This window comes from Nocardia mikamii NBRC 108933, assembly GCF_001613505.1.
Lineage (GTDB): Bacteria > Actinomycetota > Actinomycetes > Mycobacteriales > Mycobacteriaceae > Nocardia > Nocardia mikamii.
Map to the genome: position 1 here is coordinate 24,496 of NZ_BDCM01000014.1, position 22,633 is coordinate 47,128.

General features: G+C 68.8%; 25 protein-coding genes and 1 pseudogene. 9 read left to right on the forward strand and 17 right to left on the reverse strand.

Translation table 11 applies throughout. The annotated features are described in order from the left end of the window. Window positions 1–42: 42 nt before the first annotated feature. The 4 genes from NMI01S_RS21665 to NMI01S_RS21680 all read left to right on the forward strand — a co-directional run bounded on the left by NMI01S_RS21665 (window position 43) and on the right by NMI01S_RS21680 (window position 3,342). Window positions 43–771, forward strand: coding sequence for an amino acid ABC transporter ATP-binding protein (locus NMI01S_RS21665; RefSeq protein ID WP_063000886.1), 729 nt, complete (start codon window positions 43–45; stop codon window positions 769–771). Window positions 772–856: 85 nt separating this feature from the next. Further along, a complete protein-coding gene (locus NMI01S_RS21670; RefSeq protein ID WP_063000045.1) occupies window positions 857–1,687 on the forward strand; it encodes a glutamate ABC transporter substrate-binding protein in 831 nt (276 codons plus the stop codon). 66 nt (window positions 1,688–1,753) lie between these two features. Then, entirely contained in the window at window positions 1,754–2,440 is a 687-nt protein-coding gene (locus tag NMI01S_RS21675; protein WP_063000047.1) for an amino acid ABC transporter permease, read from the forward strand. Further along, entirely contained in the window at window positions 2,437–3,342 is a 906-nt protein-coding gene (locus NMI01S_RS21680) for an amino acid ABC transporter permease (protein ID WP_063000049.1), read from the forward strand. Before NMI01S_RS21675 ends, NMI01S_RS21680 begins: the two co-directional genes overlap by 4 nt. A 195-nt stretch (window positions 3,343–3,537) precedes the next feature. Here NMI01S_RS21680 and NMI01S_RS21685 read toward each other — a convergent pair whose 3' ends face one another. The 6 genes and pseudogenes from NMI01S_RS21685 to NMI01S_RS21705 all read right to left on the reverse strand — a co-directional run bounded on the left by NMI01S_RS21685 (window position 3,538) and on the right by NMI01S_RS21705 (window position 8,881). Then, the gene (locus NMI01S_RS21685; protein ID WP_063000051.1) at window positions 3,538–3,738 is read right to left on the reverse strand and encodes a DUF6186 family protein; all 201 of its coding nucleotides are present in this window, start codon (window positions 3,736–3,738) and stop codon (window positions 3,538–3,540) included. Next, window positions 3,735–4,094 carry a hypothetical protein gene (locus tag NMI01S_RS21690; RefSeq protein WP_063000053.1) on the reverse strand — a complete coding sequence of 120 codons (360 nt, stop codon included), beginning with the start codon at window positions 4,092–4,094 and terminating at the stop codon, window positions 3,735–3,737. Before NMI01S_RS21690 ends, NMI01S_RS21685 begins: the two co-directional genes overlap by 4 nt. 509 nt (window positions 4,095–4,603) lie before the next feature. Further along, the gene (locus NMI01S_RS36560; RefSeq protein WP_245716997.1) at window positions 4,604–5,242 is read right to left on the reverse strand and encodes a regulatory protein RecX; all 639 of its coding nucleotides are present in this window, start codon (window positions 5,240–5,242) and stop codon (window positions 4,604–4,606) included. Then, a pseudogene (gene recX, locus NMI01S_RS36005) lies at window positions 5,219–5,839 on the reverse strand (recombination regulator RecX); the annotation flags it as partial. The gene NMI01S_RS36560 and the pseudogene recX, both read right to left, overlap by 24 nt. A gap of 747 nt (window positions 5,840–6,586) precedes the next feature. Continuing rightward, window positions 6,587–7,630 (reverse strand): recombinase RecA, encoded by a 1,044-nt coding sequence (gene recA / locus NMI01S_RS21700; RefSeq protein WP_025351561.1) that lies wholly within the window; start codon window positions 7,628–7,630, stop codon window positions 6,587–6,589. Window positions 7,631–7,846: 216 nt separating this feature from the next. Next, window positions 7,847–8,881, reverse strand: coding sequence for an Lrp/AsnC family transcriptional regulator (locus NMI01S_RS21705; protein ID WP_063920813.1), 1,035 nt, complete (start codon window positions 8,879–8,881; stop codon window positions 7,847–7,849). 96 nt (window positions 8,882–8,977) lie between these two features. On the opposite strand from NMI01S_RS21705, the gene NMI01S_RS21710 reads away from it, so the two are divergent. Next, complete coding sequence (locus tag NMI01S_RS21710; protein ID WP_063920814.1) at window positions 8,978–10,387, forward strand: MFS transporter; 1,410 nt, start codon at window positions 8,978–8,980, stop codon at window positions 10,385–10,387. A gap of 86 nt (window positions 10,388–10,473) precedes the next feature. On the opposite strand, the gene NMI01S_RS21715 is transcribed toward NMI01S_RS21710, so the two are convergent. From NMI01S_RS21715 to pgsA, 10 genes are all read right to left on the reverse strand, one after another. Next, the gene (locus NMI01S_RS21715; protein WP_063000058.1) at window positions 10,474–10,947 is read right to left on the reverse strand and encodes a nuclear transport factor 2 family protein; all 474 of its coding nucleotides are present in this window, start codon (window positions 10,945–10,947) and stop codon (window positions 10,474–10,476) included. Between the two features lie 67 nt (window positions 10,948–11,014). Further along, window positions 11,015–11,209 carry a DUF3046 domain-containing protein gene (locus tag NMI01S_RS21720; protein ID WP_063000887.1) on the reverse strand — a complete coding sequence of 65 codons (195 nt, stop codon included), beginning with the start codon at window positions 11,207–11,209 and terminating at the stop codon, window positions 11,015–11,017. A gap of 46 nt (window positions 11,210–11,255) precedes the next feature. Continuing rightward, entirely contained in the window at window positions 11,256–12,419 is a 1,164-nt protein-coding gene (locus NMI01S_RS21725; protein ID WP_036503299.1) for a glycosyltransferase, read from the reverse strand. Window positions 12,420–12,527: 108 nt separating this feature from the next. After that, the gene (locus NMI01S_RS21730) at window positions 12,528–13,241 is read right to left on the reverse strand and encodes a PIG-L deacetylase family protein (protein ID WP_063000888.1); all 714 of its coding nucleotides are present in this window, start codon (window positions 13,239–13,241) and stop codon (window positions 12,528–12,530) included. A 170-nt stretch (window positions 13,242–13,411) separates the two neighbouring features. Further along, window positions 13,412–13,585, reverse strand: a complete 174-nt coding sequence (locus NMI01S_RS35375) for a hypothetical protein (protein ID WP_030513209.1) — start codon at window positions 13,583–13,585, stop codon at window positions 13,412–13,414. Window positions 13,586–13,796: 211 nt separating this feature from the next. Next, window positions 13,797–14,546 carry a phage shock envelope stress response protein PspM gene (gene pspM, locus NMI01S_RS21740; protein WP_084513213.1) on the reverse strand — a complete coding sequence of 250 codons (750 nt, stop codon included), beginning with the start codon at window positions 14,544–14,546 and terminating at the stop codon, window positions 13,797–13,799. A 746-nt stretch (window positions 14,547–15,292) separates the two neighbouring features. Then, window positions 15,293–16,105, reverse strand: coding sequence for a phage shock protein PspA (gene pspA / locus NMI01S_RS21745; protein WP_036503267.1), 813 nt, complete (start codon window positions 16,103–16,105; stop codon window positions 15,293–15,295). Between the two features lie 219 nt (window positions 16,106–16,324). Continuing rightward, window positions 16,325–16,696: a helix-turn-helix domain-containing protein gene (locus tag NMI01S_RS21750; RefSeq protein WP_063000060.1), complete on the reverse strand. Its 372-nt coding sequence runs from the start codon at window positions 16,694–16,696 to the stop codon at window positions 16,325–16,327. Window positions 16,697–16,843: 147 nt separating this feature from the next. Next, complete coding sequence (locus NMI01S_RS21755) at window positions 16,844–17,380, reverse strand: CinA family protein (RefSeq protein WP_439956290.1); 537 nt, start codon at window positions 17,378–17,380, stop codon at window positions 16,844–16,846. Further along, a complete protein-coding gene (gene pgsA, locus NMI01S_RS21760) occupies window positions 17,377–18,039 on the reverse strand; it encodes a CDP-diacylglycerol--glycerol-3-phosphate 3-phosphatidyltransferase (RefSeq protein ID WP_439956291.1) in 663 nt (220 codons plus the stop codon). Before pgsA ends, NMI01S_RS21755 begins: the two co-directional genes overlap by 4 nt. 119 nt (window positions 18,040–18,158) lie before the next feature. Here pgsA and NMI01S_RS21765 point away from each other — a divergent pair, with 119 nt between their 5' ends. From NMI01S_RS21765 to NMI01S_RS21780, 4 genes are all read left to right on the forward strand, one after another. Then, window positions 18,159–18,701 (forward strand): amino-acid N-acetyltransferase, encoded by a 543-nt coding sequence (locus NMI01S_RS21765; protein ID WP_063000062.1) that lies wholly within the window; start codon window positions 18,159–18,161, stop codon window positions 18,699–18,701. Between the two features lie 17 nt (window positions 18,702–18,718). Beyond that, the gene (locus NMI01S_RS21770; protein ID WP_063000064.1) at window positions 18,719–19,021 is read left to right on the forward strand and encodes a YciI family protein; all 303 of its coding nucleotides are present in this window, start codon (window positions 18,719–18,721) and stop codon (window positions 19,019–19,021) included. Window positions 19,022–19,085: 64 nt separating this feature from the next. Continuing rightward, window positions 19,086–19,502, forward strand: coding sequence for a nuclear transport factor 2 family protein (locus tag NMI01S_RS21775; RefSeq protein ID WP_063000892.1), 417 nt, complete (start codon window positions 19,086–19,088; stop codon window positions 19,500–19,502). A 36-nt stretch (window positions 19,503–19,538) separates the two neighbouring features. Next, window positions 19,539–19,964 carry a TIGR03668 family PPOX class F420-dependent oxidoreductase gene (locus NMI01S_RS21780; protein WP_063000066.1) on the forward strand — a complete coding sequence of 142 codons (426 nt, stop codon included), beginning with the start codon at window positions 19,539–19,541 and terminating at the stop codon, window positions 19,962–19,964. A gap of 17 nt (window positions 19,965–19,981) precedes the next feature. Here NMI01S_RS21780 and NMI01S_RS21785 read toward each other — a convergent pair whose 3' ends face one another. After that, entirely contained in the window at window positions 19,982–22,573 is a 2,592-nt protein-coding gene (locus tag NMI01S_RS21785; RefSeq protein ID WP_063000068.1) for a DNA translocase FtsK, read from the reverse strand. Window positions 22,574–22,633: the final 60 nt, after the last annotated feature.

Here is a 22,633-nt window from a genome sequence, read left to right on the forward strand (position 1 = left end):
GGCGCTGCCACCGCGGCCGCTGCGCCCGCCACCGTTGCGCCGATGATCTCGATGCGCAACGTGGACAAGCACTTCGGTGATCTGCATGTGCTGCGTGATGTGAATCTGGAAGTGCCACGCGGGCAGGTGGTGATCGTGCTCGGCCCGTCCGGGTCCGGCAAATCCACGTTGTGCCGCACCGTCAATCGGCTCGAGCCGATCGATTCCGGCACCATCGCCGTCGACGGCGTCGAGTTACCCGCCGAAGGTCGCGCTCTGGCGAAATTGCGCGCCGACGTGGGCATGGTGTTCCAGTCGTTCAATCTGTTCGCGCACAAGACGATTCTGGACAACGTGATGCTCGGCCCGGTCAAGGTACGCCGCGTCGACAAGAAGCAGGCCCGCAGGCGGGCGCTGGAACTGCTCGATCGGGTCGGCATCGCCGATCAGGCCGACAAGTACCCGGCGCAGCTGTCGGGCGGTCAGCAGCAGCGCGTGGCCATCGCCCGGGCATTGGCGATGAATCCGAAGGTGATGCTGTTCGACGAGCCCACCTCCGCCCTGGATCCGGAAATGGTCAACGAGGTGCTGGAGGTGATGGTCGCCTTGGCCAAGGAGGGCATGACGATGCTGGTGGTCACGCACGAGATGGGATTCGCCCGCCGCGCCGGAGACCGCGTGCTGTTCATGGCCGACGGCCGGATCGTCGAGGACGCGGCGCCCGAAACCTTCTTCACCGCACCCGCATCCGAGCGAGCCAAGGATTTCTTGGGCAAAATTCTGAGCCATTGATCGCTGTGCACGACCGCGGCGGGAGCGATGACCGCTCCCGGCACCGCGGAGGACCCTTCACACTTCACGAGAGAGAAGGCATTCGATGAGGATCACCCGAGCGCTGCGGTTCGGCATCGGCGCGCTGGCCATCGCGGTCGTCGCGACCGGATGCGGCGGCGGCAGCAACAAGACCGCCACCGAACACGCGTCGGAAGGCAAACTCACCATCGGCATCAAATTCGATCAGCCGGGTCTGGGCCTGCGCAATCGGGACGGGTCGTTCTCCGGATTCGACGTGGACGTGGCGACCTATGTCGCCGGGAAACTCGGCGTGAGCCCGGACAAGATCACCTTCAAGGAGGCGCCGTCCGCGCAACGTGAGACGCTGATCCAGAACGGGCAGGTGGATTACGTGGTCGCCACGTATTCGATCACCGATCAGCGCAAGCAGAAGGTCGACTTCGCCGGGCCGTATTACGTTGCGGGCCAATCCTTGCTGGTGCGCGCCGACAACACCGATATCACGGGTCCGGAATCGCTGAAGGGCAGCAAGAAACTCTGCTCGGTGAAGGGATCCACACCGGCGCAGAACATTCAGAAGAATTTCGCCAACGATGTGCAGCTGCAGGAATACGACACCTATTCGCTGTGTGTGGAGGCGTTGAAATCCGGGGCGGTGGACGCGGTGACCACCGACAACATCATTCTGGCCGGTTACGCCGCGCAGTCACCGGGCCAATTGAAGGTGGTCGGGCAGCCGTTCACGACCGAGAACTACGGCATCGGCCTGAAGAAGGGCGACAAGGACTCTCGCGACAAGATCAACGATGCGATCGAATCGATGATCAACGACGGGTCCTGGAAGGCGTCGCTGGAGAAGAACTTCGGCAACAGCTTCCCGATCCCGGCGCCGCCGCAGGTCGACCGCTACTGAGCCGGCACGGGTTCCGGCCGCGCCGGAACCCTGTCCGGCACACAGAAATAGGAGGGCGCGTCCACCGTGTTCGACTTGATCTCCCGATACGACAATCAGCTGTGGGACGCCTTCTGGGTGACCATCAAACTGACCGTGTTCTCCGCGATCGGGGCGCTGATCATCGGCACCCTGGTGGCGGCGATGCGGGTGTCGCCGATTCCGGTGGCGCGGTGGATCGGGACGGCGTATGTGACCATTTTCCGCAATACCCCGCTCACCCTCATTCTGGTGTTCTGTTCACTCGGCCTCTACACCACCCTCGGCATCAAGCTCGCGAGTGAGAGTTCGGGACTGGATTTCCTGCCCACCAACAATTTTCGCTTCGCCGTCCTCGGCTTGAGTGTGTACACGGCGTCGTTCGTCTGTGAATCGCTGCGGGCGGGAATCAACACCGTGCCGCTGGGGCAGTCCGAGGCGGGACGGTCACTGGGCCTGACCTTCGGCCAGAATCTGCGACATGTGGTGTTGCCGCAGGCCTTTCGGTCGGTGATCGCGCCGCTGGGCAGCGTACTGATCGCGTTGACGAAGAATTCCACCATCGCGTCGGCGATCGGCGTGGCCGAGGCGGCGGCGCTGATGGCGTCCATGAACGAGACCGAGGCCGATATCCTCGCCATCGGCGCGATCTTCGCCCTCGGTTTCGTCATTCTCACACTGCCCACCGGATTGCTGTTCGGCTGGCTGGCCAAGCGATTCGAGGTGCAGCGATGAGCGCGAACACCTCGGTCCTCTACGACGTCCGCGGCCCGAAGGCCCGCCGGCGGCATGCGTTGTATTCGGTGCTGGTGCTGGCGGCCCTGGTGGTGCTCGGCTGGCTCGTGTGGCGGGCGTTCGACGAGAAGGGCCAGCTCACCGCCGAGAAGTGGAAGCCGTTCGTAGAGTCGGAAGTCTGGCAGACCTACATCCTGCCCGGCTTGCGCGGCACCGTGATCGCCGCCGCGCTGGCGATCGTGTTCGCGATGGTGATCGGCGTGATCTTCGGCTTGCTGCGCCTGTCCGACCATCGCGTCGTGCGGTGGGTGGCGGGTGCGATCGTCGAGGTGGCCCGAGCCGTCCCGGTGCTGATTCTGATGATCTTCCTCTACAACTGGTTCGCCAAGGACAATCTGTTCGCCTCCGACCAGCTGGCACTGGCGGCCGTGGTGATCGCGCTGACTGTGTACAACGGGTCGGTGATCGCCGAGATCGTGCGCTCGGGGATTCGGTCGCTGCCGCGCGGGCAGACCGAGGCGGCGCAGGCCCTGGGATTGCGCAAGGGTCAGATGATGCGGATGATCCTGCTGCCGCAGGCGGTGACGGCGATGCTGCCGGCGCTGATCTCGCAGATGGTCGTGGCGCTCAAGGACACCGCGCTCGGCTACCAGATCACGTATCAGGAGATCGTGCGCCAGGGGCAGCAGTTGGGCGCGGCCGAACAGAACACCGTGCCGGCGCTGATCGTGGTCGCCGTCATCATGATCGCCCTGAACTGGGCGCTGACCTTCCTCGCCACCCGCGTGGAGCAGCGGTTGCGGTCGCGGCGCCGGGGACGGACGGTGCTGGGCGCGGATTCGATACTCACCGATGCCGCACCGGGCGTGGATCTGTCGCTGAGCCGGACCACCTCGCCCTAACCGGACAGTTCGGCGATCGCGGCGGATATGCGCGGGCAGGGCGTCGGTGCCGACGTCCCGCACGGGACGAGTTGCGCTCGCACCGAGCACAACCCTCGCACTCGCCGGCTCGATGGTCGATCCTTGGTCACGCACCGCCCCGGTCGCCGGGCCACGCCACTCGCCGCGACCGGGGAGGGGTGTCCAACCGGCGACTCATCTGGCCAGGAAATGCCAGCCCAGCCAGGCCCACAACACCACCGCGACGATCCGGACGGTGCGGGTACGGGTCAGTGCGCGCACCGTGTCACCCAGGCCGGCGAGCCACGTGCGCCGCAGGCATGCGACGAGCGCCGCGAGGATCATCGCGACGACGAGGACTCCGAATCCGGTGATCACCACCGCGCGATCGGTCATTTCCGTACCAGCCACCATCCGGCCCCCAGCCAGATCAGCCATCCGGCGAAACGCCCCGCCCCGTCTTCCAGCGCGGGGCTGATCAACGTCGACAGAGTGGGATGGGCGGCATCCGGCACGAGCAGCGCGGGCTGGGACAGCCAGGCGTAAAGCTCCCACGCCAGCACCGCTGCCAGCAGGATCGACCACACCACCACCGCGCGGCGAACCGGTGGAGTGAACGAGACAGGGCGCGTTCCGAGCGCAACGGCGCGGACGGCGACCACGACAGCGACACCGGCGATCAGCACCGTCGCGGCCAGACCGAACGGACGTGTGAACGACCCCGCCACCGCCACCCCGACCCAGACAGCCACCGGACCGACACGTCGGTGCCCACTACCGCCACTCCGAACGTCGGTGGTCACCAGCGCAGCATAGGAGCTCCGCCGGGTACCAGCCGAGTCACGCGGCGTGTCGCACCGGCGCCCGAGGGCCGGTCCGCGATGGCGCAGCCCATGGTTTCCCGTCGTTCGAGCGCATCGATCTCGATGTCCGGTGCCGTCGACTGCCTGAGTTCGGCTGGGTGGTGTGGGACGCAGCCGGTGCGGTGTCAAGTCGCCCATTCGATGAGGCGGGGCAGGGCGAACTCTTGCCGGAAGGCGTGTGCGTGAGCTGTAAGGGTCAACGGTCGTGTGCGTATGGCATTCTCGTTGTCGCCTCCAGGGCATTCGCGGTAGTAGTTGGCGCGGTGGTGTAGCGCGGCGGACGTGGACAGGAACAGGGCCCGCTTCAACAGCTCCGGTCCTGACTCCGTCGCAGGCCTGGCGAACGTAGCCCTAGTTCTAGGCCACGAAAAAACGGGAACGGGGTGGGCCCGCGCTGTTCAATCGGGCGGGTAACCCTGCGCGAGCTCGGCGCGGACGGCGGCGTAGGCGGTCGACTGGCGAAATCCCTGGCGGGCGAGCATGCCGATCAGGCGGTTGACCACCTTGTCCTCGGACAGACTTCGCGGCATCGTGCGCATTTTGCGGCGTACCAGTTCCGCGGCTCGCTCCGCCTCGTCGTGATCGGAATCCGCCGCTACCGTCTCCACGTCGGCGCCGTCCTCGGCGACGTCGGCCTTCTCGGTCCGGTTCGGCTGTGGCGCAAAGGATTGCGCGGTCGCGGCATATTCGTCCTTCACCACGGCATACGCCATGGACCGCGGGTAACCGCGGCGGGCGAGCATGCCGACCAGTCGCGCCATGGCCTTGTCCTGCGGGATGTCACGGGCCAGCGACGCGAGCTTTTTCCGTACCAGCTGGGCGGCGTGCTCGGCGTCGTCGGACGCGGACTGCCGCGACGCCGAGCCGGTCGCGGTGCGGCCGGATCCTTCCGCGCGCTGGGCCTTCGGCGAATGTCGTTCCGCTACAAGGGGACGGATACCGTCGGCCGGTTCGTCGACCGCGACGTGATCGGTGTGCTCAGAACCGTCGGGACCGCAGCTCGTGGTGGCAACGGCGGCGAGTTCGTCCTTGACCACGGCGTAGGCCATGGACGGGTTGTAGCCGCGACGGGCGAGCATGCTGACCAGCCGGTTGGTCGCTTTGCCGGTAGGGAGGTCCGGCGGCAGAGTGGTGAGTTTACGGCGGACCAGTTCGGCGGCGCGGGCGCTTTCGTCGGCGGGAGTGATGGCGGCCAGTGCGGGCCCGGCATCGGCGTCGGATACACCCTTGCGTCGAAGTTCTTGCGCGAGAACCTTTTTCCCCTTGCCGGAGAAGGTGTGGCGCGAATGCACCCACTGTTCGGCGAAGGCGGCATCGTCGATCAGTCCGACCTCGGCGAGGCGGTTCAGTGCCCGTTCGGCGACCTCGGGTGCGAACCCTTTGGCTGCCAGTTTGTCCGCCAGTTCGGCGCGACTGCGCGCCCGATCGGTGAGCAGCCGCAGGCAGATGTCCTTGGCCTGCGCCTCGGTCCCCGCCTTCGGCGCAGCGGACTGCGCAGCGTCGGAACGCTTCCCACCGTCGGTGCCGGATCGAGGCCGCGCACCCCGGCGCCCTCCCCCGTCGGCGCCGTCTCGGCGTGACCGCCTCCTCGAGCCGCGGTCGTCCGCCCCGTCGTCCGGCCGCGTGTACGCCACGGGGCTGTCGTCCGGAACGAACGAGCCACTGTCGCCACCCTTCGGCCGCCCCTCCGCCCGGTGGGCGCGGCCGGCCCGATGATCCCCGTCAGCACGCTCGCCCCACCCCCGCTGCAGCGCGTCGGCCTCGGCCTGCAGTGCACGAATCCGATTGCGCGCCTGGGAGTCCTGTGTCGCAGAGCCATCACCGGGACGACCGGAGATCGCGGCTTCGACACTCGACCGCGTCCGCTCCTCGAGCTCGGAAACGACCCGCTCCTCGAGCCTGCCGCGAGGCTGAGCGTCAGGCTCGGAACCGGACGGAACCTCCGGCCTACCGGGAGGTAGAGCCTCGGTCTGGGAACCGAAGCGAACATCGGGCCCCCCATGAGATCGACCGTCTGGCCGAGAAGCAGAGTGAACCTCCGGCTCGATGCGGGACGGCAACTCGGGCTCGAGGACCGGCCGGTCCGCGGGTCCGGATGTGCCCGTGTCATCGACCGAATCATGCTGGGGCACCGGGCCGTCATCGGAACGCCATACACCGGCGGGCGAATCCCCGGCGTCCGGCTTCGATCGTCGGCGACGGGGCGAACCGCCCTGTCGGCGAACGGGTTTCGACCACGACTCGTCGTCCGGGTCGCCGGTGTGCCGGGAGCGGGATTCGATTTCTTCCAGTTGTCGCCGCAGGCGTTCGACCGCGTCGAGCCGAGAGGCGCCAGGGTCCGGGAGGGGGGTGGACCCCGGCGCTTCCCGGTGCGGCATCGGTTAGAAGTCGACGGGCGCCTCGGCACCCGCGTCTGCGGTGACGTCGGCACCGATGCCGAGCTTCTCCTTGATCTTCTTCTCGATCTCGTCGCGCACGTCGGTGTTCTCCAGCAGGAACTTGCGGGCGTTCTCCTTGCCCTGGCCGAGCTGATCGCCCTCGTAGGTGTACCAGGAACCGGACTTACGGATGAAGCCCTGATCGACACCCATATCGATGATCGAGCCCTCCTTGGAGATGCCGGCACCGTAGAGGATGTCGAATTCGGCCTGCTTGAACGGCGGCGACACCTTGTTCTTGACGACCTTGACGCGGGTGCGGTTACCCACCGCGTCGCTGCCGTCCTTCAGCGTCTCGATGCGGCGCACATCCAGACGTACCGAGGCGTAGAACTTCAATGCCTTACCACCCGTGGTGGTTTCGGGCGAGCCGAACATCACGCCGATCTTCTCGCGCAGCTGGTTGATGAAGATGGCGGTGGTGCCGGAGTTGTTGAGCGCACTGGTCATCTTGCGCAGCGCCTGGCTCATCAGGCGGGCCTGCAGACCGACGTGGCTGTCGCCCATCTCGCCCTCGATTTCCGCGCGCGGCACCAGCGCCGCGACGGAGTCGATGACGATGATGTCCAGCGCGCCGGAGCGCACCAGCATGTCGGCGATCTCCAGAGCCTGCTCACCGGTGTCGGGCTGCGACACCAGCAGGGCGTCGGTGTCGACGCCGAGTTTGCGGGCGTATTCCGGATCCAGCGCGTGCTCGGCGTCGATGAAGGCCGCGAGTCCGCCGTTGGCCTGCGCGTTGGCGATGGCGTGCAGGGCGACCGTGGTCTTACCGGAGGATTCCGGACCGTAGATCTCCACGACGCGGCCACGCGGCAGACCGCCGATGCCCAACGCCACATCCAGCGCGATCGAACCTGTCGGAATGACCGAGATGGGCTGATGCGCCTCCTCGCCCAGGCGCATGATCGCGCCCTTACCGAAACTCTTCTCGACCTGCGCCAGAGCGAGCTCGAGCGCCTTGTCACGGTCGTAGGCCTGTGGTGCCATCGTCTGTTCCCCTTCTGACGGGTAAGTCTCGTTGTGTGGTTGGCGCCCACGGTAGAGGGCGGCACCGACAAGTTCTGATGGCAAGCTTAGACGAACACGTGTTCGAGGCAAGCGACGCGCCCGCCGACACGCACGGCAGCCACACAGCCGCACCCCGTCCCCGGCAATCGCCGCGCTATCGGGCCGGTCACGCGGCCCCGATCCGGTCGTGCTCCGTCATCGAGTCGCCGTCGGCACCACCGCGATCCGGTCGGTCTGCATCAGCGCCTGCGCCTGTTTCAGCATCCGCAGCGTCGGCGTCACCTCCACGTCGACGATCCCGTCCAGCGCCCCCAGCCGCTCGGTGAGGTAGCGGTACAGATGCGAGCTGTCGCGGCAGACGACGGAGGCGACCAGATTGGTGGGCCCGGTGGTGGCCGCGACGAACGCCGTCTCCGGATGGGTGGCGATCGCCCGGCCGATGGCGTCGAGCTCGGCCGGATGCGTCCGCACCCACAGCGACGCCCGCACCGCGTACCCCATGCGCTCGACGGCGAAATCGAGATCGAAATACAGCACACCGGCCGCCGTCAGTTCGGACATCCGCCGCGCGACCCGGGTTGGGCTCCAGCCGGTTTCGGCCGCCAGCCGGGCATAGGAGGCGCGCCCGTCGCGGGCCAGCAGGGCGAGCATCGCCTCGTCGGCCGCGGACAGCTCCATCGGCGCGTCGGGGCCGCGCTGATCGTTCATCGCGGGCCTCGGCCCCAGCTGCCGCAACTGTTGCGCGGTCAGCAACCGGCTGTACCGCGGCCACTCCTCCACGAGCGGGAATCGGTGGATGATCTCGTAGGCCATCAATCCGGTGACCTGGCTGGCTCGCGGAAGGACGTTGAGCAGCAACGCGTCTCGCTGTTCGATCGAGCGCGGGCGGCTCACGCAGGTGACCTCCGAACCGGTCGACAGCAGCGCCACCCAGCTCACGTCCGGCAGCCGCGCCAGTGATTCGGCGAGCCGCAGCGCCTTGTCCGGGGTCGACCGCACCCGCAGCATCCAGCGGGTATTCCCCAGCGGCATGGCGTTGACCTGACCGGAGACGTGCAGGATGCCGCGTTGGCGCATCGACCGAAAGCGGCGGGCCACGGTCTGTTCGGACACACCGAGGATCGCACCCAGGGTGGCGAACGGGATGCGGGCATCGGTGACCAAGCCGTGCACGATCTGTTTGTCGAGCGGATCGAGAATGGAGGATTCGAGTTCGTCTTCGGGGTTCACAGGCGGAATCTCACATCGACGGCCGGATAGTTGGATGGATATTCAAACATCTCGCACGCTTGGCGTCGATATCATTCGCCCTACCCGGAGGTCGCCATGCGGAAATGGCTCCCCTTGTTCGCGGCGTGCCTCGGCACGCTGATGCTGCTCATCGACGTCACCATCGTCAACGTCGCACTCCCCGACATCGCCGCCGATCTCGGCACCGGACTGTCGGGCCTGCAGTGGGTGGTCGACGGCTATGCGCTGGGCCTGGCCGCACTGCTGCTGGTCCTGGGCTCGTTCGCCGATCGGTTCGGCGCCAAGCCCACCTATCTCGCCGGCCTCGTGGTTTTCGCCGCCGCCTCACTGGCCTGCGGACTGGCCCAGTCCTCGACCCTGCTGGTGGCGGCGCGGGCCGTGCAGGGCATCGGCGGTGCGGCCATGTTCGCGACCACGCTGTCGTTGCTGCACGCCACCTACACCGGCCGTGATCGCGGCACCGCGTTCGGCGCCTGGGGCGCGGTCGCGGGTGCGGCCGCCGGCATCGGTGTGGTGCTCGGCGGGGTGCTGACCGACCTGCTGTCCTGGCGCTGGATCTTCCTGGTGAACCTGCCGATCGCGGCCGTCACCATCGCGCTGTCGCTGTACGCCTTCGGTCCCTCGCCGCGCCGCCCCGGCCGCGGCGTGGACCTCGCCGGGATGGCCGCCTTCGCCGTCGCGGCGACCGCGCTGACCTACGGCATCATCCGGGGCGGGGAGGACGGGTGGGGCGACGGCGCGTCGGTCGCCACGCTGATCCTCGGCGCGATCGCGATCGGCTGCTTCGTCCTCGTCGAATCACGCAGCGCCACACCGATGTTCCCGCTCGCGCTGCTGCGCAACCGGGAGTTCGCGGCCACCCTGGTGGCGGCGGCGGGTTTCAATTTCGCCGCCTTCGCGAGCAGCCCCCTCATCTCCCTGTGGCTGCAGCAGCCGTTGCAGCTCAGCCCGCTGCGCGCGGGTCTGTCCATGCTGCCGATGGCGGCGACGGCGTTCGTGGTATCGGGCGCGTTCGGACGGTGGCTGCACGACGCGGCACCCCGCTGGACCATCGGCGGCGGCTTGGTGATCACCGGCATCGGCGCGGGATTGCTGGGCGTGATCGATGACGGATCGACCTGGAGCGCACTACTTTTCGGCTACGTGGTGATCGGCATCGGCATCGGTGTGCTCGCGCCGCCGCTGGTGGCGGTCGCGATGGCCGCGGTGCCCCCGCAGCAGAGCGGAACGGCGGCCGGAGCGGTCAATACCGCCCGCCAACTGGGCCTCGCCCTCGGGGTCGCGGTACTCGGCACGGTATTCCGCAGCGCGGCCGGCGAGGGCCGGAACACGGTGTCGCAGTTCGTATCCGGGCTCGACGCCGCAGTCGCCGTGGCGGCGGGTGTGGGCATCGTTCTCGGCCTCCTCGCCTTCGTCCTGTTCCGACCGCGTACCCGGAGCGCCGAGACGGCGGAACCGGCCGCCGCCGAGATCCCGGTCCGCTGAATCTGCACCGCCGCGGCGCGGTACCGATTCCGCGCCGCGGCGCAGTACCGATTCCGCGCCGCGGTGCCCATCCGGTGAAGGTGCGCTCACCCTTCGGGGCCGAGCCCCGCCGGCAGTCGCGGCGGGGTTCCCTGAGTCCAGGTGATGCGCAGCGACGACGCCCGGATCCGCCAGCCGTCGGCCGTCCGGGCCAATTCGTTGTCGGCATGACCCGCGGAGATGAACACCGCCTCGGAACCGTCGGCGAGCACATGGGTGCTGAGCTGAGCGCCGCGCGCCGTGGCGCGGTCGCCGTCGAGTTCGATCACCGCGTTGGTCCCCAGATGGACGGTCCGGTCGAACAGTGCCATTCCGCGCCGGATGTGCGCGAGTACGGCGTCGCGGCCGCGGACGGTGCCGATCGGCATCTCCGCGACCGCGTCCTCGGTGTAGTAGGCCCGCGCCCACCGATCGTCGAATACGCCGTCGTCGAGCGACCGCAGATAGCGGTCCAGCAGGTCGGTTATCTCGGACCGGTCCAGTAGTTCCCGAATCCGGTTCTCGGTGATCTCGGTATCCATGTGACCACCCTGCAACCTCGAGCGAGCTCGAGGTCAAGGCCGCTGTGACGCAGTCGACCGCTACCGGTCACCAGCGGTTCTTCGGTACGTCGAATTCGGCGCACAGGGCACGCCAGACCTCGCGGGGGTCGACACCGTCCTCGATCGCCTGGGAGCCGGTACGGCCGTTCATCGAGGGCAGGACATGATCGGCCAGCAGCAGGTCGCCGCGGGCGACGCCGAATTCGGTATGCAAGAGTTCCTGAAATTCAGTCAACCGCACCGTGCCGAGGGTACCGGTCGCCTGCGCACCGTCGACGGTGGCGCGGTCAGCTCGCGCGCGCTCGGTCCAGAGTGCGGTGACAGATGTCGATCGGATCGGCGACATCGGAGGCGGTGGCCGCGGCCGCCGCAGCGGCCTTGCGATAGGACTCGTCGCCGAGGACGGTGCGCACCGCCGCGCGCAGCGATTCGGGAGTGAAGGGCCGCACCAGCAGCGAACTACCTTGACGGACGGCACGATTGGCGAGCTCCCATTGGTCGCCACCACCGGGCACGGTCACGATCGGCACGCCGGCGAGCAGAGTTTTGGCCAGCAACCCGTGCCCTCCGCCGCCCACCACCACGGCGGCATGGCGCAACAACTCGTCCTGCCGTCCCAGCCCTGCCGTCGCCCACGGCGGAAGGTCCTCCGGCGGCGTATCGAGCATCGAGATCGCGACGCGCACATCGCTGTCCGCGAGCGCCTCCAGCGCACCGGTCGCCAGATCACCGAATCCGGTCCGGGCCGTGGACGGCGCGACCACGACCAGCGGCCGGTCACCGGGTGGCGGCGCCAGCACCTCCGACGTCGGCTCCCACAGCAGCGGCCCCACCACGTGCGCGTCCTCCGGCCAATCCGGCCGATCGACCTCCAGAGCGGGCAGTGTGGCGATCAACCGGGCATCGGGGCCGGGATCCAGCTCCGGCAGCCCCACGCTCGCCCGCGCCGCCCCTCGCTGCCGGTCGCCGCGGGTGATCGCGCGCGCGGTCAGCCCGCGCAGCACCGTATCGCGCATCCGCCCACGCAGACCCTCACCCGGAGCGAGCCCACTGCCGATGGGCGGCAACGCTTTCGACGGCAGATACAGCGGATGCGGCGACAGCTCGACCCACGGCACCCCCAGCCGCTCGGCGGCCATCCCCCCGCCGGCGGTGAGCACATCCGAGACCACCAACTCCGGCAACATCGCACTGAGGTCGGGCAGGATCTCCGAGGAGATATGGGCCGCTCGGTCATGGATGCGCGCACCCGCGTCGGCGTCGTCGTCCTGCGGGCGCGGCGCCAAACCCTTCAACCGCCGCACCGCGATCCCCGCCTCGCGCGCCGCGTCGAACCAGCGCGGACTGGTGAACAACACCGGATCATCGCCGGCCTGGAGAAACCGCAGGCACAGCGCGATCGCCGGAAACGCATGACCCGGATCCGGACCCGCGACGACAGCCACTCGCATGCGCCCCACCATGCCATACCCCGTCACCACCCGATGCCGGGCGGGCACAGCTACCCGACGGTCATGAACGCCGCCCGAGCCGATCGTGGCCGCTCACAGTACCGGCGATCAGTCGGCGAAGTGGTAAAGCTCGAACCCGACCGCCCGCTCGGCGGCGAAACCGGCGTGCGGCCCCGTGGCCCGATCCACGATGGCGCGAGCCTGATCGGCTACCGGCTCGTCACTGAGCGCGCTCAGGTAGCGGCTGTGCTGCATCAGCGAATCCACCGCCGCCCGAACGGTATCGGTGACGTCCACGGCATGCGTCACCACCGGACCCACCACCGCGGCCCAGCGCGGCGTCCAGATCGGCAATTCGTTCAGCTCCGGAAAGATCCATTCGTTGCCCGCATCCGAGATAGCGTCCAGCGCACTGCGCCCCACCGCGCGATGATCGGCGCTGTTCGCATGTCCGGGCGCCCACGTGTCGCCGAAGTTGAACAACACCACCATCTCCGGACGATGCCGCCGGATCGCCGCGGCCAGATCGCGGCGCAGACCGAGCCCACCCTCGATGCGCCCGTCCGGATAGCCCAGGAACTCCACCTTCTCGACACCGACCGCGCGCGCCGAAGCGATCTCCTCCTGCTGCCGCAACGGGCCGCACTCGGCCGGCGGCAGGCCGGCGATCCCGGCCTCACCGCTGGTGGCCAGCAGATACCGGATGTCCTTGCCTTGCTTCGTCCAGCGAGCCACCGCGGCCGCGGCACCGTACTCGATATCGTCGGGATGGGCGACGATCACCAGACCGCGCTGCCAATCCTCGGGTAGTTGGGGGGTAATCTCGGCCTCCGTGTTCGATTGCGTCGGCTCCGTCGCCGCGGGTTCTCGGCCGCGAACCACGAGGGTGCACCGGCAGCGAAACGCTAGCACGACGTGGGTCACCGCTCCGCCATCGCGAAACAGCAACGGGCCGTTCGGCTTTCGTACCGAACGGCCCGGGTGGTGACTCGCTACAGTTTGGTGACCGTCGACTTGTTCGAGCCGGAGACAGCCTTGTACAGCAGGTACAGGCCGAAGACCACGACGCTGATCATCAGGATCGGGAACAGCGCCTTGACCAGCGCGCCGATCACGATCAGCGCCAGCCACACGAGCGCGACGACGCCCAGAATCTTCCAGAACATGTCCATTCCTCCCGAAGGTTTCCGAACCGCCGTCAGCGCGATCCGACTCCTCCATACTGTCAACTCGGCGCCGGAAAATCACCAGGTCACGACCGATATCCGGGAAATCTCAGGGTGAACCCCTAGCCGGATCACCCGCAAGGATCGGTCCGCGAACCGGATATCACCCGTCGCGGCCGCGAAGGACCGGATGCCGCCGGGGCGGCCGCGTTCAGTGCCGGTCGGCGAGGTCGGTGAGCGCCTGGGCCCAGCCGTCCAGGCGGTCGGCCGCCTCGCGCAAGGTGAACATGGCCCAGCCGAAGTCGTCCGCCGGTGCCGCGACTTCGCTCGCTCCGGCCGCCAGCATCTGACCGGCCGCGGCGACGAGCCGCTCGTACTCGGTCACGCCGGCTTCCAGCCGCTCGACCATCGCGCCCGATTGCTGCCGCAACCCCGCCCCGGCATGCGAGGTCGCGACCACCTCGAGCGCCTTCTCCATCGCCGCGATGTCACCGGCGAGAGCATGCAGCGCGGCCGCCCCGGAGTCCGCGGTCGCCACGGTGTCGGCGAAATCGTCGGCCGGCACTCGGCCGCTCGCCTCGATCTGACGGCCGAGAGCGTGAAAAGCCCGTTCCGCCCGGACCAGCCGGGCGATGGGCGCCCGCGCCGCGGACTGCACCGCGGGCAGCCGGCGCGGTACGAACGCCGCGGGCGGCAAGGGGTTTCGACGCAACTCCAGGTATCGGCGGGTACTCACCGCAGCGCCGGTCACCAGCGCGGCCGCCCCGCCGCCGACCACGACAACCGCCCAGGCTGGTGCCGAGATCGCCACCAGTCCGGCCGTTCCCAGCGCGGTCACACCCGAGGCCGCGCTCCAGCGAAGGCTGCGCCGCCGCACCCGCCGCCGGCGGCGAAGTTCCCGCTCTCGCGGGTCGGCCCACTTCCGGACCGCGTGCAAGGCGAATTCCCCGGCGTCGCGCAATGCGCCCGGAACCCGCCTGGCGCGTGCGAGCTGATCGTCCTCGGTCGGGCTGTGGGTCGAAGGATTCCGAAACGCGCTCGGGCCGGACGGACGACGGCGCTCGCGCGGGTTTCCACCGGCTCCGCGTGGTCCGGTGTGCGACCCGGCGGCGGGTCCACTGTCCGGTTCATGGGTTTCGTGGATGACGCCGTGAACGCGGGGGCTGGCCGTGTCCGATGCGCGATCGACTGTCGGTCGGCCGCCGTCGGATTCGATATCGGGGGCCATACCGCGCCGGCGAGACCGGCGGCCGGGCGGCGCCGGCCGACGACCGCGCAGCATCCCGCGGCGCTCGGCCCGGGAGCGCCGGTCCGCGCCCGTATCGTCCCCTGCGCCGGATGCGACCTCGGATGAGCGACGTCGCGCGGCACCGCTGTCGGGCCGCGCGGACACAGCGGACCCGGTCATGCCCGGCGGGGAAGGATCCTCGACTCCGGTCGCAGCGCTTTCCGTGGGAGCCGGCGTAGGCGGGACCGTACCGGAAACCCGATGCCGCTCAATGGATTCGGCGATCGACTGCCACGCGGCCGCGTCGGCGACGGGTGGAGCGGTCCGCGCCGCATCGGCCGACGGCGCGGCGGAGGCGGGCGGCGCGGACGCGGCGCTGCGAGCAGATCGCGACCAGGGCCGCGCACGGGTCGGCGCGGGCTCGTTACCTGCCCGCGTACGCCCCATCTGCCCAGCCTTCCGATCGACCCGCGACGCGCTTACTGCTGCGCGGCCTGGCCCTTGTTCACCTGCGGCTGAGCCGGGTTGGCGATGGACTGACCGGCGGAGTCACCCGACGGCAGCGCGTCGCCGCGCATGGAGGCGCGAATCTGCTCGAGGCGGTTGTGGCCGGCCATCTGCACGCTGGCCTGCTGCACCTCCATCATGCGGCCCTGCACGGTGTTCTGCGCGAGCTCGGCGGCGCCCAGCGCGTTGGCGTAGCGACGCTCGATCTTCTCGCGCACCGCATCCAGGCTGGGGGTGCTGCCGGGGGCGGACAGCGTCGAATCCATCTGCTGCAGCGAGGCGGAGACCTGCTCCTGCATCTTGGCCTGCTCGAGCTGGCTGAGCAGCTTGGTGCGCTCGGCGACCTTCTGCTGCAGCAGCATGGCGTTCTGTTCGACCGCCTTCTTGGCCTGGGCGGCGGCCTGCAGCGACTGGTCGTGCAGCACCTTCAGGTCCTCGACGGACTGTTCGGCGGTGACCAGCTGGGCGGCGAACGCCTCGGCGGCGTTGGTGTACTGGATCGCCTTGTCGGTGTCGCCGGCGGCGTTGGCCTGGTCGGCCAGCTGGACGGCCTGGCGGGCGTTGGCGTTGAGCTTCTCGACCTCGTCGAGCTGACGGTTGAGCTTCATCTCCAGCTGGCGCTGGTTACCGATCACCGACGCCGCCTGCTGCGACAGGGCCTGGTGCTGACGCTGGGCTTCCTCGATAGCCTGCTGAATCTGCACCTTCGGATCCGCATGCTCCTCGATCTTCGAATCGAAGAGGGCCATCAGGTACTTCCAGGCCTTCACGAACGGATTAGCCATCGATTGATCCCGCCTCCATCTGACTACGCCGCGCCCCAGCACGGCGGCGGTGCGCGACCGTCACGCACCCCTGTGTCCCTATCCTCCACGGCGTCGGATCCGGGCTGCCGAACCACCCGTAACCGACGCTTACAGAGAATCTATCGGTTTCCGCTCCGTCGTACAGCCCTGCCGGCGCCCATCCGGCGCCGGCAGTCGTGATCGCCGGTTCGCGGCGAGTCACTTCGCTTGCACCAACACCAGTTTCTCGGCCTTCGGGGCCGGAATCACGATCCGGGTGTCTCCGGCGATCCCGGCGCGCGCCGACACGCTCGCCGCGGGTGTGGCGGCGGCCGTCTCCGGCGCGGGTGCCGGGGTGTCGGCGTCGGCCATGGTGGCGCTCACGTCGACCAGCACCTGCGACAGCGGCACGTCCAGCGCCTGGCAGATCGCGGCCAGCAGTTCGCTCGAGGCTTCTTTCCGGCCGCGTTCGACCTCGGACAGATAGCCCAGGCTCACGCGTGCCGACGTCGACACCTCGCGCAGGGTCCGGCTCTGGGCGATCCGAGCGCGCCGCAGACTCTCGCCGATGGCCTCTCGTAGCAGCGTCATCTCGTTCTCCTCACGTTCTCGCCTCACCGGGCCGAGCGCGACCGCCGTCGAGCGTGACGCACCCCTCCGTCTACAGTGCCAACGTCGCACGCCACCCCGTTGGTTCCCGGGGGCGGGAACCGATCGGCATCCACCGGGCAGCCGTCGTCAGCCGGTGCCGTTCGGGTCGCCGCCACCGACGCGGCGCAGCAGCTCCGCGACGGCCGTGCGCACCGCGTTCATCCTGATCGTCCACCGATCCCCGGCGAGCTGCAACCGCATCACCTCGGTCCCTCCGGGGCCGCTCAGCCCGAGGAAGACGGTGCCGACCGGGCAGCCGTTCTGCGCGTCCGGCCCGGCGACACCGGTGAGCCCGATCCCCCAGTCGGCCTCGCACTCCGCGCGGGCGCCGACGGCGAGCTGTTCGGCGGTACCCGCCGCGACCGGCCCGTCCGCGGCCAGCGTGTGTTCGCTCACGCCGGCCAGGCGGTGTTTGAGGTCGGTGGCGTAGACGATCAGCCCGCCGCGCAACACCACGCTCGCGCCCGGCACCCCCGCGATCGTGGCCGCGAGCAGACCGGCGGTCAGGGATTCGGCGGTGGCCACGGTCTGTCCGGTGCGGGTCAGCGTCGCCACCAGCTCGACGGCCTCGGGAACAGCGCTCAGCGGATCGGCGGCGGCCACGTCGGTGCCCAGCGTGGTCACCGCCGCTCGACCGGCCGCGCCCACAACCGGGCCGCCTGCACCACGTAATCCAGTCCGGTGACCACAGTCAGCACCACCGCGACATACATCAGCGCCATGCCCGCGCTCGCCCACGCGTCGGCGAGCGGCAGCAGCAGGACGCCGATCGCCACCGACTGCACCAGCGTCTTGGCCTTACCGCCGCGGCCGGCGGGTATCACGCCGCGGCGCACCACGGCCAGCCGCAGCAACGTCACGCCGATTTCGCGGGCACAGATCACGGCCGTGATCCACCAGGGAAGGTCGCCGAGTGCCGACAACCCGATGAGGGCAGCGCCGATCAGCGCCTTGTCGGCGATCGGATCCGCCAATTTGCCGAAGTCGGTGACCAGTCCGTACTTGCGCGCGAGTTGGCCGTCGATGCGGTCGGTGACCGCCGCGATGCCGAACAGCGCGGCCGCGGCGATCCGCCATCCGGTGTCGTGGCCGCCCCCGGCGAACAATGCCAGCAGGAAGATCGGCACGATCAGGATACGCAGGACCGTGAGGATGTTGGCGATGTTCATCAGTGGCACCGCGGAGGGCTCGACCGTCCGGTTCGGTTGCGGCGGAACGAGATTCGCCCGCGCTCTGCCGGCTTCGGCCCAGGTCCGGTCCATATCGTCGCTCTGCACGCTCACCGGCACCCCCGGCCGGAACGCACGCAGCCGCGGCCCCCGGCGGATCGAGGCAGGCGGGCGGACGAGATGTGCGGCACTCCACCAGACTATCGGTTAACGACCCGACTACTGTGCACCCCATGACCACGCGGGCACATCACAGTGATTCGATCGGCGCCACCGACCCCGGCACCGTGCGAGTCCGACGCGCCCGCACCTCGGATGTGCCCGCCATCAAAAGCCTCGTCGACGTCTACGCCGGCCGCATCCTGCTGGAGAAGAATCTCGTCACGCTCTACGAGGCGGTGCAGGAATTCTGGGTCGCCGAGGTCGGCGAGAGCCTCGTCGGATGTGGCGCATTACACGTACTGTGGGCCGATCTGGGCGAAGTGCGCACCGTCGCGGTCCACCCCGACGCCAAGGGTCGCGGCGTCGGGCGGCTGATCGTGGACCAGCTGATCGCGACCGCCCGCGAACTCCAGCTGCAGCGGCTGTTCGTGCTGACCTTCGAGGTGGAGTTCTTCTCCCGGCACGGGTTCGCCGAGATCGACGGCACGCCCGTCACCGCCGAGGTCTTCGCCGAGATGTGCCGCTCCTACGACACCGGTGTGGCCGAATTCCTCGACCTCAGCTACGTCAAGCCGAACACCCTCGGCAATACTCGGATGCTGTTGACCCTCTGAACCTTTCGGGAGCGCCCGTGCCGATCTTCGCCGTCCACTACACCTATTCCGACGCCACCGTCGCCGGGCGCGACGAGCATCGGCCCCGGCATCGGGAATGGCTGTCGAATCTGGTCGACCAGGGTGTGGTCCTCACGACCGGGCCGTATGCCGACGGATCCGGTGCGCTGCTGCTGTTCCGCGCCGCCGATGCCGCGGCATTGGAGGAACTGCTCGCATCCGATCCGTTCGCGCAGGAGGGGCTCATCGATGCGAAGCGCTTCCTGGAGTGGACCCCGGTGATGGGCGCCTTCTCGGCACAGGAGGCGCCGAACCCCTAGGCGGGGCCGCGAGAGCCCGCTACGATGCTCGGCATAGTCAACCAGTTGCATATGCGAGGTGGCGATGCAGGCATTCCGACAGGCCGTGGAGGCACGTGACAGCGCGGCGATCGAGGCGTTGCTCGCCGAGAACGTCGTGTTCACCAGTCCGGTGGCGTTCAAGCCCTATCCCGGCCGGGCCCTCACCGCGGCGATTCTGCGCGGCGTCCTGCGAGTGTTCGAGGACTTCCGCTACGTCCGCGAGATCACCGACGCCGGCGGGCACGACTCGACGCTGATCTTCGAGGCGACGGTCGACGGGAAGCACGTGACCGGCGCCGATTTCATCCACACCGATGAGGCGGGCCGGATCGACGACCTGATGGTGATGGTGCGCCCGCTCTCGGCGGCCAATGCCCTGGCCGCGGCGATGGGTGCGCAATTCGAGCGCATCCAGGCCGAGGCCGCCGAGCAGATCGAGCGGGAGAACGCGCCGCTGTAGGCCGCACCGTCGCGTCCGGCGATCTACCGTGAACCGGTGCGCTTGGATCCGAATACCGCGCTGGCGCGAGCACGCGCGGCGCGCGTGGCCCGGCTGGGTACGACCGACCCGACGGGCCGGCCCCACCTGGTGCCCGTGACCTTCGCGCTCTCGCCCTCGGGCCGGATTCTGGTGACCGCGGTCGATCAGAAACCGAAATCGACGACCGACCTGCGGCGGTTGCGCAATATCGCGGTCGAGAACCGGGTCTCGGTGCTGGCCGACGACTACGACGAGGACTGGACCCGGCTGTGGTGGGTCCGGCTCGACGGCACCGCCGCCGTCGCCACCACCGATACCGAGCGCGCCGAGGCGATCGCCTGGCTCACCGCGAAATACCCGCAGTACCAGGACAACGCCCCGCGCGGACCGGTCATCCGGGTCGAGATCCGGACCGTCACCGGCTGGGCGTACACCGGGTAGGGCCTACGCCGGGAACCCTAGGCGTCGATCGCATCGGGTTCGGCCGCTTCCTCCGCCTCTCCCCCACCGCGGATCGAATACAGCAGTCCGTCCAGCTCATCGGGTTTGACGAGCACGTCGCGCGCCTTGGAGCCTTCGCTCGGGCCGACGACACCGCGAGTCTCCATCAGATCCATCAGGCGGCCCGCCTTGGCGAATCCGACGCGCAGTTTGCGCTGCAGCATCGAGGTGGAGCCGAACTGCGAGGTGACGACCAGTTCGACGGCCTGCAGGAAGACGTCGAGATCGTCGCCGATATCCGGGTCGACGTCCTTCTTCTCCCCGGCCTTCGCCGTGGTGACGCCCTCCTGATACTCGGGTTCGGCCTGATTCTTGGCGAAGTCGACGACGGCCTGGATCTCCTCGTCGGAGATGAACGCACCCTGCAGTCGGGTCGGCTTGGACGCGCCCATCGGCAGGAACAGGCCGTCGCCCATACCGATCAACTTCTCCGCACCCGGCTGATCCAGGATGACCCGCGAGTCGGTGAGCGAAGAGGTCGCGAACGCCAGCCGGGAGGGAACGTTGGTCTTGATCAGACCGGTCACCACGTCCACCGAGGGCCGCTGGGTCGCCAGCACCAGATGGATACCGGCCGCGCGCGCCTTCTGGGTGATACGCACGATGGCGTCCTCGACGTCGCGCGGCGCGGTCATCATCAGATCGGCCAGCTCGTCGACGATCGCCAGAATGTAGGGGTAAGGCCGGTATACGCGCTCGCTGCCCAGCGGTGTGGTGATCTGGCCCGATTTCACCTTCTTGTTGAAATCGTCGATGTGGCGGACCTTGCTGGCCTGCATGTCCTGATACCGCTGCTCCATCTCCTCCACCAGCCAGGCCAGCGCGGCGGCGGCCTTCTTCGGCTGGGTGATGATGGGCGTGATCAGATGCGGAATGCCCTCGTACGGCGTGAGTTCCACCATCTTCGGGTCGATGAGGATCATCCGCACCTCGTCCGGGGTGGCGCGGCCCAGCAGCGAGACCAGCATCGAGTTGACGAAACTCGACTTACCCGAACCGGTGGAACCGGCGACCAGCAGATGCGGCATCTTCGCCAGATTCGCGGAGACGAATTCGCCCTCGATGTTCTTGCCGAGTCCGATCACCAACGGGTGGTGGTCGTTTCGCGTGGAGGGAGCCTTGAGCACATCCGCCAGCCGGACCAGTTCGCGGTCGGCGTTGGGCACCTCGATACCGACCGCCGATTTGCCCGGAATCGGGGCTAGCAAACGCACATTCTCGGTGGCCACCGCATAGGCGATATTGCGCGCCAGGGCGGTGATCTTCTCGACCTTCACGCCGGGCCCGAGTTCGACCTCGTAGCGGGTGACCGTCGGACCGCGCACGAAACCGGTGACCGCCGCGTCGATCTTGAACTGCACCAGCACCTCGGTGATCGCCTCGATCATCGATTCGTTGGCGGCACTGCGCTTCTTCGGCGGATCGCCGTCGGTCAGCAGCGTCAGCGGCGGCAGCTGATAGTCGCCGTCGACCTCGCGGTCGGTGACGAATTCCAATTGCTGCGCGGGCGGCGGCTCGGGTGTCTGGTCGACGACCTTGGGCGCCTTGCGCGTCTTGGGTTTGGTTGCGGGAGGCGGGATTTCGTCCGCCTCGGCGATATCCTTCGCGTCACGCAGCGGCGGTTCGCCGAGGACCTCGGTCACCGCGTCGGCGCCGCCGAATTCGTCGGCCGGGTAGTTCTCCTCCGGGGTGCGGCCGCGCCGCGACGAACGGCTCTTGTGCACCGGAAAACCGTCGGCGTCATAGTTTTCCGGGTCGTAGAGCCCGTATTGCCCGTCGTCGTCGGCGAATTCGGCATCGGGCAGGCCGAACAGTTCCCGCAGCCGATGCGGAACCTCACGCACCGTCGTACCGGTCACCAGCAGCAGTCCGAAGAGCATGGCCAGCAACAGCAGCGGCACCGCCAGCCACGCGGTGAGCCCGTTGCGCAGCGGCCCGCCCAGCACGTAACCGACGAAACCCGCCGCATGGGCGCGCCCGTGCGCGTCGGCCGGCGCGCCCGCGAAGATATGCCAGATTCCCAGCGCCGACAGACCCACCAGCACCCCGCCGAGGACCAGGCGGGGCCGGATCTCGGGCCGCGGTTCGGTGCGCATCAGCACCACCGCGATACCGGAGGCCACGAAAGGCAGCACGGCCGCGGCGGATCCGGCGATCGCCCGCACCGCGGTGTCGACCCAGTGCCCCACCGGGCCGCCCGCCGACAACCAGACCGCGGCCGCGATGACGACGCTGAAAGCGACCAGTGCCAACGCGATTCCGTCGCGGCGGTGACCGTGTTCGATCTCCCCCGCCCGGCTGATGGTGCGGGTGGTGGCGCCGAATCCGCGCGCCAGCACCGACCAGCCGTTGCCGATACCGCGGCCGAGCACGGCCAGCGGTGCGGTCTGCGGTGACCGGCGCACCGGCCTGCGGGTCGCGGTGGTGGTGCGGCCGCGCGGCGCCGATCGGGCGCGCGAGCCTCCCGAGCGAGTCCGCGCCGGAGCCCGCCCCCGGGTGGATCCCGCCCGCGAACTCGACGTCGTGGTGCCGCGGGACTTACCTGCCATGACCTCAGGCTAGCCGCAACAGCCCCATCGGGACCATCCGCAACACCCATCCCAACCACA

Excerpts from the sequence above, each read along its gene's own strand:
- NMI01S_RS21775 (WP_063000892.1), top strand. The coding sequence starts at position 19,086 with ATGCAGGCATTCCGACAGGCCGTGGAGGCACGTGACAGCGCGGCGATC.
- recA (WP_025351561.1), bottom strand. The coding sequence starts at position 7,630 with ATGGCACCACAGGCCTACGACCGTGACAAGGCGCTCGAGCTCGCTCTG.
- NMI01S_RS21665 (WP_063000886.1), top strand. The coding sequence starts at position 43 with ATGATCTCGATGCGCAACGTGGACAAGCACTTCGGTGATCTGCATGTG.
- pspA (WP_036503267.1), bottom strand. The coding sequence starts at position 16,105 with ATGGCTAATCCGTTCGTGAAGGCCTGGAAGTACCTGATGGCCCTCTTC.
- NMI01S_RS21715 (WP_063000058.1), bottom strand. The coding sequence starts at position 10,947 with ATGGATACCGAGATCACCGAGAACCGGATTCGGGAACTACTGGACCGG.
- NMI01S_RS21725 (WP_036503299.1), bottom strand. The coding sequence starts at position 12,419 with ATGCGAGTGGCTGTCGTCGCGGGTCCGGATCCGGGTCATGCGTTTCCG.
- NMI01S_RS21710 (WP_063920814.1), top strand. The coding sequence starts at position 8,978 with ATGCGGAAATGGCTCCCCTTGTTCGCGGCGTGCCTCGGCACGCTGATG.
- NMI01S_RS21750 (WP_063000060.1), bottom strand. The coding sequence starts at position 16,696 with ATGACGCTGCTACGAGAGGCCATCGGCGAGAGTCTGCGGCGCGCTCGG.
- NMI01S_RS21685 (WP_063000051.1), bottom strand. The coding sequence starts at position 3,738 with ATGACCGATCGCGCGGTGGTGATCACCGGATTCGGAGTCCTCGTCGTC.
- NMI01S_RS35375 (WP_030513209.1), bottom strand. The coding sequence starts at position 13,585 with ATGTTCTGGAAGATTCTGGGCGTCGTCGCGCTCGTGTGGCTGGCGCTG.
- NMI01S_RS21765 (WP_063000062.1), top strand. The coding sequence starts at position 18,159 with ATGACCACGCGGGCACATCACAGTGATTCGATCGGCGCCACCGACCCC.
- NMI01S_RS21785 (WP_063000068.1), bottom strand. The coding sequence starts at position 22,573 with ATGGCAGGTAAGTCCCGCGGCACCACGACGTCGAGTTCGCGGGCGGGA.
- NMI01S_RS21670 (WP_063000045.1), top strand. The coding sequence starts at position 857 with ATGAGGATCACCCGAGCGCTGCGGTTCGGCATCGGCGCGCTGGCCATC.
- NMI01S_RS21680 (WP_063000049.1), top strand. The coding sequence starts at position 2,437 with ATGAGCGCGAACACCTCGGTCCTCTACGACGTCCGCGGCCCGAAGGCC.